Below are 14,296 nucleotides of genomic sequence, written 5' to 3' on the forward strand. Positions count from 1 at the left end.
ATCTGACCATAAATATCCCGGGGAGTTTGAGGGGCTGGCCCCGCAATCCCTTCCGGTCGAATCACCCCGCCGGCATCCGGCAAAGCACCCGCCGTACCGTGTGGGTTTTCGACCGCATCAACAGCGTCTCGGTCTCCACCGACCCATTGAGCCGTCGCACGCCGCGCAACAGCGACCCGTCGGTCACGCCGGTTGCGGCAAAGATCACGTCACCCCGGACCAGCTCATCACGGGTATAGACCCGGCTCAGATCCTCGATTCCGGCGTTCACCGCGCGCCCGCGTTCGTCATCGTTGCGGAACAGAAGCTGCCCTTGGAACTGCCCGCCCATGCAGCGCAGCGCAGCCGCGGCCAGAACCCCCTCGGGCGCGCCGCCCGAGCCCATGTAGATGTCGATACCGGTGGTGTCCGCCTCGGCGCAGTGGATCACGCCGGCGACATCGCCATCCGAAATCATCCGGATCGCACAACCGGTACCGCGCAGCTCGGTCAGCATCGCCTGGTGGCGGGGCCGTTCCAACACGCAGACCGTGATTTCGTCCATGCCAACACCCTTGGCCTTTGCCAGCGCCTCGATCCGCGCGGCGGGGGGCATGTCCAGGTTAACGACACCTTCGTCATAGCCGGGTCCGACGGCCAGTTTTTCCATGTAGACATCTGGTGCATGCAGCAGCGCACCGCGCTGGGCCATGGCAATCACGGTCAATGCGCCAGGCATGTCCTTGGCGGTCAGGGTCGTGCCTTCCAACGGGTCCAGCGCGATATCGACCTCCGGCCCGTTTCCCAGCCCAACTTCTTCGCCGATATAGAGCATCGGCGCCTCGTCCCGTTCACCTTCGCCGATCACCACAGTGCCGCGGATTTCCATTTCGCCCAGTTTTTCTCGCATGGCATTGACCGCAGCCTGGTCAGCGGCTTTTTCGTCGCCGCGCCCGATATGAGAGGTCGAGGCCAGCGCCGCAGCCTCGGAAACCCGGGCCAGCGCTAGCGATAGCAGGCTGTCGTCAAAATCTGTTCTGCTCACGGTGATGTCCCTCGATGTTGCGTCCCGACCGGCATACCCCGGTTTCAAACGGGTTCACAAGTCGGGAAACATGCATCTGTGGGCAAGCGGCGAGGGGTATGGGTTACGGTTTCCACCGGTGTCGGGATGTTCGCGCTAGGTTGCGGTTCTGGAACCTCCGGGATCAGACCCGTTCGATTCTCAGTGCGACAGGCTGGCTTTCTAACACGTCCAGCTGGGCCATCGCCCCAAGCGCCTCGTCCAGTGCTGCGCGTGATGTACGGTGGGTCACGATCAGCACCGGGGCCGAGGTGTCCTCGTGCCCATATTGCCGCATGCGGTCGATCGAGATGCCCGCCTCGCCCAGAACTGTTGCCACTTTGGCCAGAGCGCCGGGTTTGTCGGCCAGGGTCATACGCAGATAGTACGGCGCGGGCAGGGCACCCTTGGCCGGTCTTGCTGCTTCCAGCGCCGGGGCCGGCACGCCGAACGTGCTAACCCGAATGCCACGTGCAATATCCATCACGTCGCCCATCACCGCGCTGGCGGTCGGGCCTTCGCCGGCGCCGGGGCCGCGCAGAACTACCTGCTCCACCTGGTCGCCTTCGATCACCACCATGTTGGTGCCGCCCTCCAGCTGCCCCAGCGGATGGTCGTCTGGCACGAGGCAGGGGCTCATCCGCTGCTCAAGACCGCGACCGGTCATCTGCGCCACGCCCAAGAGCTTGATCTTGAAGCCCATATCGGCGGCCTGATGGATATCTTCGATGGTGACGCTGCCGATGCCTTCCAGCTCGACGCCGTCGAAATTCACCTGTGTACCAAAGGCGATGGAACTGAGCAGCGACAGCTTGTGCCCGGCGTCGATCCCACCGACGTCAAGTTCCGGATCTGCCTCGAGATAGCCAAGCCCATCAGCCTCGGCAAAGGCCTCTTCATAGCTCAGGTCAGCGTTCTGCATCCGGGTCAGGATATAGTTGCAGGTGCCGTTCATCACCCCCATCACCCGGGTGATGTCATTGCCCGACAGGCCTTCGGTCAGCGCCTTGATCACCGGGATGCCACCGGCCACGGCGGCCTCAAAGCGGATCACCCGGCCCGCCTCTTCTGCGGCCTCGGCCAGCGCCTGGCCGTGATGAGCCAGCATCGCCTTGTTGGCGGTGACGACGTCCTTGCCCGCGGCAAGCGCCGCTTCGGTGGCGGCTTTGGCCGGGCCGTCGCTGCCGCCCATCAACTCGATGAACACGTCGACATCGTCGCGGGTGGCGAGCTTCACTGGGTCGTCTTCCCAGGCGTAATCGCCCAGGTTCACACCACGATCCTTGTCGCGGGTGCGGGCCGAAACGGCGGTGATCACCACCGGGCGCCCGCTGCGGGCGGCCAGCAGCTTCGCCTTTTGGCGCACAATCTTCACCACACCGGTGCCAACGGTGCCCAGTCCGGCAATGCCAAGGCGCAGGGGTTCACTCATTTTTCGGCCTCCATCGATGTGGTCGTGATGTCATCCGCCCCTGTAGCGTCTGTGCGCGCCACTTGCAACGCGGCAAAGCCGGTTCCGGCGCTCGGGGCAGAGGTTGTGTCCTCGGTGAGGGCGGGATGCCGATCCAATGGGCGATTTCGCGGGCATGGAAGCCGACAGCACTTCTATTCTTCGATAATCCCAGTCACCCCGGCGCGCATCCGGGCCCGCGTGCCCCGATCCACGATCGGCCCGCGCAGCCGCGCCGCTCGGGCGCGCAGCGCATTGGCCCGCGCTACCAGGCTGCTTTCCGTCTCGGGAGTGATCTGCACCTCTTGGGAGCCCGCCAATAGCGGTTCGACCGGAACCAACTTTGGGAACTCGGCCGCTTCCATATGCGTCGGCACTGTGCCCTCCAGTTCGGGAAAACTGGCACAGGCACTCAGAACCATGACTGGCAAAAGGGGCACTATCGCTTTCATGTCCCTTCCTTGCCCCAGCCTGCGCGCCCATGCAAGCAGGGCCTTGAAATGAACACGTGTTCAGATAAAACCTGCCTATGGCACGTACCCAAGGTTCTCATTCCGACATTACCGGCCCGCGCATCCGTCGCGCGGCGCTGTCTCTTTTTGCCCGCCACGGCTTTGCCGCCGTGTCGATGCGCCAGATCGCGGGAGAGGTCGGCGTGCAGGCCGGGGCGCTCTACAATTACACGCCGGACAAGCAAACGCTGCTTTACCAGCTGATGCGCGAGCATATGGAAGATCTCCTGTCAGCGCGCGAAACCCGCGCCGCGGTCGCCGGGGCCGACCCGCTGGCTCGACTTGAGGATTTCACCCGCCACCATATCCGTTTCCATATCGAACGCCCAGACGAGGTGTTTATCGCCTATATGGAATTGCGCAACCTGACGCCCGAAAATTTCGCCGAGATTGAGTCCCTGCGTCGCGCCTATGAGACCGAGCTGGAAACCATCCTGCGCGATGGTGTCGATGCAGGGGTTTTCACCGTGCCCGACCCGCGCATCGCCACTTATGCGGTGATCGCCATGCTGACCGGGGTTAACACCTGGTATCGCGCCGGGGGGCGCCTGTCGCTCGACGAGGTCGAGGCGATCTATTGGGACATGGTCCGCAAATTGGTGATGGTCTGAGGCTCACTCGACCCGCCAGACATGCACCACCGGCTTGTCCTGATCGGCAAATAATTCAATGACATAGAGACGCCCGCCGGCACGATCAAACGCCACCGCTCCGATGCGGTAACGCCGTTGCCTGGCCACTCCCAGAGTCGCCGGTTCGATCCCGGCGGGATTGAGGAAAAGGTGCTCGTCCAGGCTCAGGGCCGCATAGGGCTGCGGTTGCCAAGGCTCAATCTCGCCGGCGGCCACCTTTGCGAGGTCGCCCGGATCATAAAGGATGATCTGGGCCTCGAAATGCGAACCCCACCATCCGCGATAGCCATTGTGGCCGCTGCATTCGTGCAAATCCTTGGCTTCGCAGGGTGTGCCGTCGGCCAGGCGACAGACATGAAACTGTCCCACGAAATCTCCGGCGACACAGACCTTGTCCGGTCCCTCGGGATTCACGAAACCATACCATGATTTTTTTCCCACCGACTTGGTTCCGGCGAACAGAACCGCCGCCTTGCCCGCGGCAGTGGTGATCCATGCCCCGCCCTCCCATTCATCGGCATGGGAATAGCCGCGCATCGCCCGGTCGAAGCTTTCTGTCTCGCGCGAGCCGGGGTATTTGAGCAGCGTTATCGGCTCTAGCCGCGTGCCGTCCGGGGCAGACGTTCCGGCTTCATCCACCCAAGGTCGGTATGCATAGAGCGGCGGCCCCATCCCCGACCAGCCGCCATCGCGATACCGCCCCGTGGCCAGAGGGCGGCCTCCGGTGTTCAACATGGCCCATTCGGGTGGAATATCAAACAGGTAGCCGTTGGTGCTGTAACCGCTTTCCTGGCCGATGAACCACGTACCGGTGAAATCGGGATCGGACAGGTTCGGGTTTATCCAGCCATGTGACGGCGCGTCCGGGTCGGGTTGGAAATGTTGCCCCCAGGTAACGTGCAGCCTGGGCCCGGTGGCCGGGGTATCAAGATAGGCCAGCCCGGCGCGCGGCAGCTCATCCAACCCGGCAAACTGCCCCTCGGCAACATCCGCAAAAGGCTGCAGGAACCGGGCCACCGGCAAATCACCCGGCCTGCGGGCAATCACCGGCTTCGGAATCGCAATCTCGGCCACCTGGTTGCCATCGGGCAACTCGCCATAGGCGATCCGGTCGTGCCCCATGATGAACAACGAGCCGGGCAATTCCTTGGCCTTGGCCTTATGACGCCCTGCGGGCGCGAAACTCATCGCGTTGCCGCCCCAGGCAAAGGTGCGTGGTCGCGCGCCATCCTCTGGCAGACGGAAGGCGCCCAGATACTCGAAATCCTCTGGCATGACCCGGGTTTCGGCCCCGGTCGCCCCGGCCAATCCCAACCCCAAAACAACAACAAACCCTTGTAACACCCGTTGCATGATCCCCTCCCGTCTCGGCGCGGGACGACCCCGCCGACCTCTGCGCCAAGGGTGCCATGAATGGGTCTGCGCCGCCTTGGTCTCGGTCAAACCGGGCGCAGAGGATCAATGGGCAGGTTGAATGAAGGTCCCGTTGCGTAGATCGCGAAATGCCTGGCGCAGTTCGTCCTGGGTGTTCATCACGATCGGTCCGTGCCAGGCCACCGGCTCCTGGATCGGCGCACCGGATACCAGCAGGAACCGCACACCGCGCTCACCTGCCTGCACAGTGATCTCGTCGCCGGTGCCGAACCGCACCAATGTCCGGTCGCCGGACATGTCGCGGATGTTAACCTCTTGGCCCATAACCTCTTTTTCCAACAGAATCCCGGTGGGGGTGCTTGCATCGGAAAACACGCCTTCGCCGTCAAACACATAGGCAAACGCTCGGCGATAGGTGTCCACCGGCAGGGTCTTTTTCACCCCCGGTGGCACCGAGACATCCAGATATTGCGGATCGGCGGCGATCCCGTCGACCGGGCCGGACTTGCCCCAGAACGATCCGATGATCACCCGCACCACCGTGCCATCGTCATCGGTGATTTCGGGAATGTCTCGTGACTGCACGTCCTGATAGCGCGGCGCGGTCATCTTCAGTGAAGATGGCAGGTTGGCCCAAAGCTGAAACCCGTGCATCTGCCCGTTGGCGCTGCCGCTGGGCATCTCTTGGTGCAGGATGCCCGACCCGGCGGTCATCCACTGCACATCGCCTGCGCCCAGCGTGCCCTTGTTGCCCAGCGAATCCTCGTGCTCGACCTCACCGGCCAGAACATATGTGATCGTCTCGATGCCGCGATGCGGATGCCAGGGAAAGCCCTTGGCGTATTTCGCAGGGTCCTCGTTGCGGAAATCATCAAACAGCAGAAACGGGTCCAGCTCGCTTGGGTCCTGGAAGCCAAAGGCGCGGTGCAGATGCACGCCAGCCCCTTCCATCGTGGCCTGCGCCTTACGTGTCTCGATTGTTGGTCTGAGCGACATGAGTCTGTCCTTTCCTGTCAACCTCTGCCCAAGATAGGGTTGCGCGCCTTTGCGATCCATAGGTGGTTTCGAACCGCGTGTGTGCGGTACTGCACAGAAAGTTCAGGCTCCCCCGCGCCACCAAGTCGAGGGTTTCACCCGACCGCCCCGATTACGGTCCAGCCACAACGCCACCCTTCGCAACGGTGACAGGGCCAGCTTCAGCCATGCCCGGTGCCGCCACTTGCTGAAGTCGCGGTTGAACGGGCAGACCCTGAGGCAGATTGCACAGTCACTGGCCTGCGCGGCCCAGAACTTAAAGCATTTCTCGGCGTCCGAGGTCCATTTCTTCACCCCCTTGATTGCCGATTGGTTTGGCGCGTCGAACGAAGGCGGGCCAAGGGGCAGGGCCTTGACCGGGCAGGCCTCGGCGCACTTCGTGCAGATGTCGCAGAACCGCGCAACACCGGGACGTTTCGGTGCGTCATGGGCCAATGGCAGCGAGGTGAATATCTTGGAAAACCGCAGGCGGGGCCCGAACTCGGGTGTGATCACCATCTGGTTGCGGGCATATTCGCCAAGCCCCGCCTTCACTGCCATCGGAATGGCCAGCCCGGTGTCGTTCATCGACGGCACCGCCTGATAGCCCAGGTTGCGAATATAGGCGGCCAGCTGGATCACGATCGAAGCTTCGTGACTGTATTCCCGCCCCGTTGCTGCGCCCGCCAGCGCCGACGGGTAAGTCGCGACCAGTCCCTCGTCCATCTCATGGCCCAATACGATCACGCTTGTGATCCCCTCGGGCAGGTCATTGTCGGCATCCGACAGGTCGCGCACATCCACCCGTGCGCGATAAAGCCAGCGCTCGTCCAGATCGGTAACACCGCACAGGTCGGCCCCAAAGAACCGGGCAATGCGTTTGATTTCGTTCGACATTGCCACCGGGTCATCAATCTCAATAGCGTCTGGCGCCACCGGCGTGTCCTCGCGGATCGGAGCCTGGAATCCCTCGCGCCTGCCTTCATGGGCCGACCGGTCCGAGATCATGTCGGAAATGGCCCAACTGGCATTGCGAAGGGCAAAGTCGCGCTGAGTAAACCCGTCGCCGCGCCGCGGGGCGGCCTCCATCCGGTACGAAGCGAAAAACGCGTCTGTCTTGGGGCTATTGACCCGTTCGTCCCAAAACGCACGGGTAAAAATGTCGTTGCGCTGGCGAAAGCCCTCGAAGGCATCGCTCAGCTCGAAACCCGCATCGTCATCGCCATCACGCTGGGGCGGTTGATTGGAAGGCCAGACCATGGCGCGACGCTAGGGCGTTTTGCGGCGCTAGGGAAGGGCATTGGGAAAACGGCACCAAACGGGTCGCTTTCTGACGGTTCGCGCCCCGCCGTTGCGCCTTGGATAGGGAAAACCAACAGGAGACACTCATATGAAAATCGGCTTTATCGGCTTGGGAAATGTCGGCGGCAAATTGTCGGGCAGCCTGCTTAGAAATGGCATCGACCTGACCGTGCATGATCTAAACGACGACCTGGTTGCGGTCTTTGTCGATAAAGGCGCCAAATCCGGTGGCAGCCCGGCGGCGATGATGCGTGACTGCGATGCCGTCATTACCTGCCTGCCATCGCCGGCCGCGTCCGACGCGGTGATGCAGGACATGTTGCCCGAGGTTAAAGAGGGCAAGATCTGGATGGAGATGTCCACCACCGACGAGGCCGAGGTCAAACACCTGGGCGCACAGGTGATCGAACGTGGTGGTGCGGCAGTGGATTGCCCGGTCTCGGGTGGCTGTCACCGCGCCGATACCGGCAATATCTCGATCTTTGCCGGCTGTGATCGGGCCACGTTCGAACGTATCCTGCCGCTTCTCACCGTCATGGGGCGGCGCGTCCTGCATACTGGCGATCTGGGATCTGCCAGTATTCTCAAGGTGTTGACCAACTACCTCGCCACCGCCAACCTTGTGTCCTGCGCCGAGGCGCTGACGGTGGCCAAGGGCGCGGGGATGGACCTTGCCACAGCCTATGAGGCGATGCGCATTTCTTCGGGCAATTCCTTTGTCCACGAAACCGAAAGCCAGGTGATCCTGAATGGCAGCCGCGACATTTCCTTCACCATGGACCTGGTGAAAAAGGATATTGGCTTGTTTCAGGAGGTCGCCGACCGGGCCGGGGTGCCGATTGAACTGAACCCGCTCTTGATCACAATGTTCGACGATGCCATCGAACGCTTCGGACCACGCGAACTTAGTCCCAACATCATCAAACGGTTGGAAGAGGCCACCGGCCTCGACATCACCGCGCCGGGCTTCCCGCCTGAAATGCTGGACGATGAGCCCGAGGAGCCGGGGTATGAGGTGATCGTCAAAAGGTAATCAGAAATGAACATCACGGCAAAGCTGCATAAGCTTCGCCGTGATGTATTATTCTGATGTAGCCTGTCTTAGGTTGATATTGCTTATACTTCGCAGTTGCCGCTTCGGCAGAAGGGAAGCTGGGGCGCGAACCGCAGGCGGGTGAAGACGAAGGTTCTGATTTCCACCGGGTCCATCCCGATATTGAACAGCGGTGTGAACGTGCTCCAGGTTTCGACCAGGATGACCCGCTCTTCCGGTGGCAGCGTTGGCAGCTTGTCCGAGACCATCGCCACAGTCGAATCCGACATCGTGTTGATCGACCCGCCGCGGACTTCCGACCAGTCCACTTCGTACCTGTTTTTCCGTTTCGACCACTTGATCACGGAAATCCGGACCCTGGTGTCCGAGTTGGCCTCGGACATGATGTCGAACAAATCCTTGGTATTGTCGACATAAAGCGGTGTGATCGCCATGGTTTCGCGCGAATACATGTCGGCGATGGTGTTGGCGGCCTTATGGTTGATGCCGGACTGGCGATAGCCCTCGAAGAAGACGAACATTGCCAGAAGGGCCCACATAACTACCGGAAAGATCAGCGCAGCTTCGACCGAAACCGATCCGCGGGAATCGTCGCGCGCGAAGGTGGTGAACCGGGATTTAAGTGTGTTCAGAATGGTTTTCATCAGTTCGGCTCCTGAACGAAGGCGGCCATCGCGACAAGTGCGGCCTGGCCGGCACCGTCAACTACCAGTTGTTTTCCAAGCCCGCTGGTCGGAAAGATCGGGTCGATCTTCACGCAGGCGCGCAGGATCATCATGTCGTTTTCCTGACCATTGACGAAGGTCCGGACCGGCTGCACAGCTTCTGACGTGTCGACGCAATCCGCAGTCGTATCCCACGTGACGGCGTTGCGCAGATCGACCTGCACCATCTCAAGCCGCAACGTGCTGTTACAGTTCTTCAGAAGGCCGGCATATTCACAGACCTGAGCCTTGATCTCGTCATGCTGCGGGGCGGTTCCCGTGCCCAGGCGCACATTGCGCACGGCCAGGTCAAGTCCGCGTTCCAGCATGGAATGCTGCAGGGTGATCATGCCGAGTTCCACACCGCTCAGAAGGATCGTTACGAAGGCGGGGAACAGGATGGCGAATTCAACTGTCGCGTTGCCGTCTTCCTTGTGGCGCAACCGCCGAAAGGCCGATTTCATCTTAGCAAACATCATCATTGGACCAACCTCAGTTTGGAGATCGACGAGGCGATCGACACGAAGGCATCGTTGATTTCAAGCCCGTCCGTATCGAAATAGTGGCCATCCGAGCTGGCGCAGCGTTTCAGCAGGCGTTTGCCCTGGTTCGGGGCCTCGAAGGCGATGGTGAAGACGATGATACCCTGAGTTTTGGCAACTTCGCAGATCTTGTCCAGACGCTGGTCTTTCCAACCGGCGTTATGGACTTCGTATTTGCCGTAAGCCTTGTTCGCGGCGGCGTTGAGGGTGCCCAGGATGCCGCCCCAGAGGTGCTCGGCCAAGTAGAGCAGTGGATGCATCGCGTGCAACTCCGGATAGCTGATCTGTTGCGAGCCCTGGCCGTTGGTGTCCTTGTAGGGGGCGCTGTTCCAGGTGCCGTCATGCGGATAGTACCACTCGCTGTTATGCTTGACCGAGAACTTGCCCGAGTTGTGGCGCCAGATATCCGACATCTCGTCGAGATAGGGCGACAGCATATAGGGCTGCTCGGTGTTTTCGCCATCGGTCATGATGATCGCGATCTTCAGGTTTTGGTCGGGATCATATGGTTTCGGACGGTCAGCGAACGTGTTTTCAACCACGCCAGACGCGATCAGCCCGTCCACCACTGGCCCCGTTGTCGGATCAAGCAGGGCCACGCCCCATTTCATGCCAAGGTCGATCGAGGTGTTGCCACCGGCGGTCAGACCTTCGATGTGATCCTTCAGCGCGATGCTGTCATTCGAGAACGGCAGGATGCGGGTGTTCTGATTGGTCGGGCACACCGGATCGATCAGCGTTTGCCCTGACGGCAGCGGGTCCTGATTCCACGGATCGAAATGCGCGGTGCGTTGCAACGCCTCGGTCGGCAGAATCTGGGCGTTGTTGAACTCATCGGCAAGGAAGTCGACACAATGCGAATAATTGTGCTCGTTGCTGACATTGTATTCGTTCATCATGGTTTCGCCCAGCGACACCTGGGTGGCGTAGGGTACAACCGAGATCGACACGTCGCCCGGCTTGGTGTTGTCCAGAACCAGATCGACGAAATCCTTGGCGGCAACTTTCAGGTTCGTAAGCCGCGAGTACCAGCCCATCGAACCCGACACGTCCAGGATCAGCGAGATTTCAACCGCGCCCAGGCTTTCCTTGGCGGAGCCGGCGGCTTTCGCATTCAGAACCGGAACACCAACCATATGGATCAGCTGGGTGTCCATCGCGATCTCGGCGGTGGCCGACACTTGTTTGTGGGCCAGGCCTTCGTCAACGGTGATCGTCTTGAGATAGTTGCCAAGGTCCGATTTGGCGAAGTAATCCTCGACCACGAATTGCGCATCCAGCGTCTGGTCAAGGTCGGCAGCCGCCAAAACGGCTCGGTCCAGCGTGCTTTGCAGCGATGTCCGGGTGTATTCAAACCGCATGAAATCGATGCCCATGCCGCCAACGGCCAGAAGTATCAGAATGAGAAAGACACCGAAACCGACAAGAACGCCGCTTTCGTTGTCGCGAAATTCCTCAAGACGCTTCGTCAGATTTGTCCCTGAACCACAGCAGGGCAGCTTTGCAGTTCCGCGTTCCAACATGTTTCCATCTCGTTTTATTGTTTTTCCCTGTGGAAGTGCAGTCTTCCGATGGGAATCTGACTTAACTTGTGGGCCCATTGTGGGTCGGGAACCGGGCGGGAATTGGGCTTTCCCGGATCATTTTTGCAACTTTTTAAAGATGGTTTTCACCCATTCGCGGCGTGTTCGCGCCGCAATTGGGTCACATTTCGCGAAAAAGGAATGGAAAATCGGGTCAGATACAGCTTTCCCAACAGATCTGCGGGCTGAAACGTGAACGAGTAAAGACAAAGGTCTCGATGATCTGGTCGGTCAGGCCGACAATTCGGAAAGGGGCGGTGTAATCGGTCCAGGTTTCGACCAGGATCAGGCGCTCTTCGTCCACCATGATGGGAAGTTTCTGGCGCATTTCGTCGGCCGCACCCGATCCGTGCGCGGAAACCAGCCCGCGGGTTTCGGACCATTCTATATGCATCTTGTCGTCATCGCCGTCATAACGGATGACCGAGACGCGCAAACGGCGCTCATTGCCCGATCGGGTCAGGAAGTTCAGCATCTCGAACGAGCCATCCATGAATGGCCCGTCTATCGGGTTGGTCTCGCGCGAGATCATGTCCGAGATCACATAGGCCGCCTTGTGGCTCATCGAGGTTTGGCGATAGGCGTCGAAAAAGCTGTATAGCGCGCAATAGGCCCAGACCAGAAGCGGCAGCATGATCGCCGCCTCGACTGTGACCGAACCTTGCGTGTCATCGGCAAAGGCGCGCATCCGGGCGCGTAGCAGCCGGGCAGGGAAGGACAGGGCTGGGCGCGAAAGCATCATTTCGGCTCCTGCACAAAGGCGGATGACGCCACCATGGCGGCGTTGCCCGCCCCGTCCTTGGCCAGTGCATAGCCAAGACCTGAGGTCGGGAAGATCGGCGAGAACACGAAACACGCCCGAAGCAGCATCATCTGGTTCGATGTGCCGTGATTGAACGTGCGCAGTGGCGAAGGATCCTCGGAATGGTCGATACAATCGGCATCGGCAGGCGGCGCCACATAGCTACGGGGGTCGACCAGGATCATTTCAAGCCGCATGTTGGTTGAACAATTCGGCAAGACGCCTGCGAATTCACAGATCATGTTCTTGATGTCGTCATGGGTTGGGTTCGTCCCGGTGCCAAGGCGCACTTCGCGCACCGCCATGTCCAGCCCGCGTTCCAGCATCGAATGCCGGAATGTGATCATGCCAAGCTCGACCGTGGTCATGAACAGCGTCACGTAGAACGGGAAGATTATGGCAAACTCCACCGTGGCCGATCCCGCGTCGGACCGCCAAAGCCGCAGCCAGGGGCGCATCATATGCCGCATCAGGCTCATTGCGTCAGCCTCAGCTGGGCAATCGACACCGCGATCGACTGGAACACGTCGGTAATGCTGACGCCGGTGGCATTGAAAAAATGGCTTGGCGAACTGGCGCATTTCGATAGCTGGGCATTGCCATTGGCCGTGGCCTCGAACCCGATGGCATAGACCACTACGTTGTTGTCTTTGACCGCCGAGCAAATGCTCTGCAGTCGCGCGTCCTTCTCGGTGCCGTTAACGCGGTCGGGCAGATTTGTGTACCAGGTGTCCCAGGCGGTTCCGAGGCCCAGGTATGGCCCGTAGGTGTACCGAGCATTGCTGGCCACCGAGTTGTAGGCAAACAGCTGCTGATAACTGAGCCGCACCGCGGTCTTCGGTCCGGGGTCGTGATTGCCGTAGGGCTCTGGGTTCATTGTCTCGTCATCGACCCAGAAATACTCGATTGTCCCATCCGTGTGCGCTACCAAGATGGATCGGCGTCCGCTATCCGTGTCGTAGAGAACGTTGGACATGGTGCCGCGCATATGATCCGGCAACATGTATTGCGAGGTATTCTGCCCGTCGGTCATGACGACTATTACCTTGAGCGAATTCGGTTCGTCGTAGCCCAGCGGCTTGCCGGCATTGACCGCATCCACGTCGCCGTCGGTGATCATCTGGGTGATCACCGGGCGGGTCCCAGGATCAAGCAAGGTCGCTGCCCATTTCATGCCAATGTCAATCGACGTGTTGCCGCCGGCCTGCAATGCGTCAATCTGGTTCTTCAGAGTGGTGCCATTGACTTCCATCGTCATGATCTCTGAATAGGCCGCCGTGTTGCAGATCGGGCTGTTCAAGTCCGATGCGACCGGTGGAAAGCTTCCGGACGAATAGGTGAACATGTCAAAATGCATGGTGCGTTCAAGGCTTTGCGCCGTCATTAGTGCCGCCGTGCCAAAATCCGCTGTATCAAAGTTCACGCAGTGCGAATAGCTGTGCTCGTTCGAGACATTGTAATGTTTCAGCAGCGTTTCACCGGCGTTCACCTGCGTGTTGTAAGGAATGATCGAGACATTGACGTCGCCGGGTGCGGCAAGGCCCAGCATAGTGTCGATGAATTCTCGTGCCGCCGGTTTCAGATTGACCAGTCGGTTGTTCGACCTCATCGATCCGGAAACATCAAGCACCAGTGCGATTTCCACCGCTTCGATCTTTTCTTCGGCCTGCGCGGCGGCTGGCGCGCTCAGGGTATCGATGCCCAGCATGTGAATGAACTGGGTGGGCACGTTCAGGGTCGCATGTGCCGCGACATCTCGAAAGTTCAGCCCGGTGTTGACCGTCGGCGCGCTTGACAGCGTGGCGTTAATGCTGGCCTTCGCCAGGTAGTCCTCGACCACGGCGGCCGGATCAAGCGTCTGCTGCAGGTCCGCAGCTGCCAGCACCGCCCGGTCAAGGGTGTTCTGAAGTCGGGTGCGCTTCATTTCGAAATGCATGAAGTCGACGCCGATCCCGCCGACAATCAGCATGATCAGGAAGAAGAAGACCGAATAGGCGATCATCACGCCGCTTTCATCGCGGGCAAAGCGGCGGAGTGAATTCAACTTGGGAGCAGGCACGAAAAAACCGGGCGCGAGGTGACGGCGGGGCGCTGCCTTTCTGCCCTGTGGTCTGTGCAGTTTTTGCGACGTAACAATCGTCATATTCTCGTCCTCACACATGGGTTTGTTCTTCGCCCTACGCTCAGAGACACTTACCCGCCGCAGTTTCTGATCCGAAAAAGGGGCGGAATTTTGGCGTAATACGGGAAAAAATCACGTCTCTTTTGCGGTTTGAGCGTTAATG

General features: G+C 60.2%; 14 protein-coding genes. 2 read left to right on the forward strand and 12 right to left on the reverse strand.

Translation table 11 applies throughout. The features are described 5' to 3' along the window. Positions 1-61: 61 nt before the first annotated feature. From glpX to RXV86_RS21570, 3 genes are all read right to left on the reverse strand, one after another. Entirely contained in the window at positions 62-1,030 is a 969-nt protein-coding gene (glpX, locus tag RXV86_RS21560) for a class II fructose-bisphosphatase (RefSeq protein WP_316302659.1), read from the reverse strand. Between the two features lie 157 nt (positions 1,031-1,187). Next, complete coding sequence (locus tag RXV86_RS21565) at positions 1,188-2,474, reverse strand: homoserine dehydrogenase (protein WP_316302622.1); 1,287 nt, start codon at positions 2,472-2,474, stop codon at positions 1,188-1,190. A gap of 173 nt (positions 2,475-2,647) precedes the next feature. Then, a complete protein-coding gene (locus RXV86_RS21570; protein WP_316302623.1) occupies positions 2,648-2,944 on the reverse strand; it encodes a hypothetical protein in 297 nt (98 codons plus the stop codon). 77 nt (positions 2,945-3,021) lie between these two features. On the opposite strand from RXV86_RS21570, the gene RXV86_RS21575 reads away from it, so the two are divergent. Then, positions 3,022-3,615, forward strand: a complete 594-nt coding sequence (locus tag RXV86_RS21575) for a TetR/AcrR family transcriptional regulator (RefSeq protein ID WP_316302624.1) — start codon at positions 3,022-3,024, stop codon at positions 3,613-3,615. Between the two features lie 3 nt (positions 3,616-3,618). Here the strand turns inward: RXV86_RS21575 and RXV86_RS21580 are convergent, their stop codons facing one another. The 3 genes from RXV86_RS21580 to RXV86_RS21590 all read right to left on the reverse strand — a co-directional run bounded on the left by RXV86_RS21580 (position 3,619) and on the right by RXV86_RS21590 (position 7,284). Beyond that, the gene (locus RXV86_RS21580; protein WP_316302625.1) at positions 3,619-4,989 is read right to left on the reverse strand and encodes a hypothetical protein; all 1,371 of its coding nucleotides are present in this window, start codon (positions 4,987-4,989) and stop codon (positions 3,619-3,621) included. Between the two features lie 105 nt (positions 4,990-5,094). Continuing rightward, positions 5,095-6,006 (reverse strand): pirin family protein, encoded by a 912-nt coding sequence (locus RXV86_RS21585; RefSeq protein ID WP_316302626.1) that lies wholly within the window; start codon positions 6,004-6,006, stop codon positions 5,095-5,097. A 102-nt stretch (positions 6,007-6,108) separates the two neighbouring features. After that, entirely contained in the window at positions 6,109-7,284 is a 1,176-nt protein-coding gene (locus RXV86_RS21590) for a reductive dehalogenase (RefSeq protein WP_316302627.1), read from the reverse strand. Between the two features lie 130 nt (positions 7,285-7,414). On the opposite strand from RXV86_RS21590, the gene RXV86_RS21595 reads away from it, so the two are divergent. Next, entirely contained in the window at positions 7,415-8,359 is a 945-nt protein-coding gene (locus tag RXV86_RS21595) for an NAD(P)-dependent oxidoreductase (RefSeq protein ID WP_316302628.1), read from the forward strand. An 83-nt stretch (positions 8,360-8,442) separates the two neighbouring features. Here the strand turns inward: RXV86_RS21595 and RXV86_RS21600 are convergent, their stop codons facing one another. The 6 genes from RXV86_RS21600 to RXV86_RS21625 all read right to left on the reverse strand — a co-directional run bounded on the left by RXV86_RS21600 (position 8,443) and on the right by RXV86_RS21625 (position 14,154). Next, entirely contained in the window at positions 8,443-9,024 is a 582-nt protein-coding gene (locus RXV86_RS21600; protein WP_316302630.1) for a pilus assembly protein, read from the reverse strand. Continuing rightward, entirely contained in the window at positions 9,024-9,566 is a 543-nt protein-coding gene (locus tag RXV86_RS21605) for a TadE/TadG family type IV pilus assembly protein (RefSeq protein ID WP_316302631.1), read from the reverse strand. Before RXV86_RS21605 ends, RXV86_RS21600 begins: the two co-directional genes overlap by 1 nt. After that, complete coding sequence (locus RXV86_RS21610) at positions 9,563-11,149, reverse strand: TadE/TadG family type IV pilus assembly protein (RefSeq protein WP_316302632.1); 1,587 nt, start codon at positions 11,147-11,149, stop codon at positions 9,563-9,565. Before RXV86_RS21610 ends, RXV86_RS21605 begins: the two co-directional genes overlap by 4 nt. Positions 11,150-11,363: 214 nt before the next feature. Next, complete coding sequence (locus RXV86_RS21615; RefSeq protein WP_316302633.1) at positions 11,364-11,948, reverse strand: hypothetical protein; 585 nt, start codon at positions 11,946-11,948, stop codon at positions 11,364-11,366. Then, positions 11,948-12,481 carry a TadE/TadG family type IV pilus assembly protein gene (locus RXV86_RS21620; protein ID WP_316302634.1) on the reverse strand — a complete coding sequence of 178 codons (534 nt, stop codon included), beginning with the start codon at positions 12,479-12,481 and terminating at the stop codon, positions 11,948-11,950. The genes RXV86_RS21615 and RXV86_RS21620 overlap by 1 nt, the downstream gene beginning before the upstream one ends. Before the next feature lie 5 nt (positions 12,482-12,486). Beyond that, on the reverse strand, positions 12,487-14,154 hold the full coding sequence (locus RXV86_RS21625) for a pilus assembly protein (protein WP_316302635.1): 1,668 nt from the start codon (positions 14,152-14,154) through the stop codon (positions 12,487-12,489). Positions 14,155-14,296: the final 142 nt, after the last annotated feature.

This window comes from Aliisedimentitalea sp. MJ-SS2 (assembly GCF_032586155.1).
In the GTDB taxonomy this organism is placed as follows: Bacteria; Pseudomonadota; Alphaproteobacteria; order Rhodobacterales; family Rhodobacteraceae; genus JAWHTC01.

Excerpts from the sequence above, each read along its gene's own strand:
- RXV86_RS21565 (WP_316302622.1), bottom strand. The coding sequence starts at position 2,474 with ATGAGTGAACCCCTGCGCCTTGGCATTGCCGGACTGGGCACCGTTGGC.
- RXV86_RS21570 (WP_316302623.1), bottom strand. The coding sequence starts at position 2,944 with ATGAAAGCGATAGTGCCCCTTTTGCCAGTCATGGTTCTGAGTGCCTGT.
- RXV86_RS21575 (WP_316302624.1), top strand. The coding sequence starts at position 3,022 with ATGGCACGTACCCAAGGTTCTCATTCCGACATTACCGGCCCGCGCATC.
- RXV86_RS21580 (WP_316302625.1), bottom strand. The coding sequence starts at position 4,989 with ATGCAACGGGTGTTACAAGGGTTTGTTGTTGTTTTGGGGTTGGGATTG.
- RXV86_RS21585 (WP_316302626.1), bottom strand. The coding sequence starts at position 6,006 with ATGTCGCTCAGACCAACAATCGAGACACGTAAGGCGCAGGCCACGATG.
- RXV86_RS21590 (WP_316302627.1), bottom strand. The coding sequence starts at position 7,284 with ATGGTCTGGCCTTCCAATCAACCGCCCCAGCGTGATGGCGATGACGAT.
- RXV86_RS21595 (WP_316302628.1), top strand. The coding sequence starts at position 7,415 with ATGAAAATCGGCTTTATCGGCTTGGGAAATGTCGGCGGCAAATTGTCG.
- RXV86_RS21600 (WP_316302630.1), bottom strand. The coding sequence starts at position 9,024 with ATGAAAACCATTCTGAACACACTTAAATCCCGGTTCACCACCTTCGCG.
- RXV86_RS21605 (WP_316302631.1), bottom strand. The coding sequence starts at position 9,566 with ATGATGATGTTTGCTAAGATGAAATCGGCCTTTCGGCGGTTGCGCCAC.
- RXV86_RS21610 (WP_316302632.1), bottom strand. The coding sequence starts at position 11,149 with ATGTTGGAACGCGGAACTGCAAAGCTGCCCTGCTGTGGTTCAGGGACA.
- RXV86_RS21615 (WP_316302633.1), bottom strand. The coding sequence starts at position 11,948 with ATGCTTTCGCGCCCAGCCCTGTCCTTCCCTGCCCGGCTGCTACGCGCC.
- RXV86_RS21620 (WP_316302634.1), bottom strand. The coding sequence starts at position 12,481 with ATGCGGCATATGATGCGCCCCTGGCTGCGGCTTTGGCGGTCCGACGCG.
- RXV86_RS21625 (WP_316302635.1), bottom strand. The coding sequence starts at position 14,154 with ATGACGATTGTTACGTCGCAAAAACTGCACAGACCACAGGGCAGAAAG.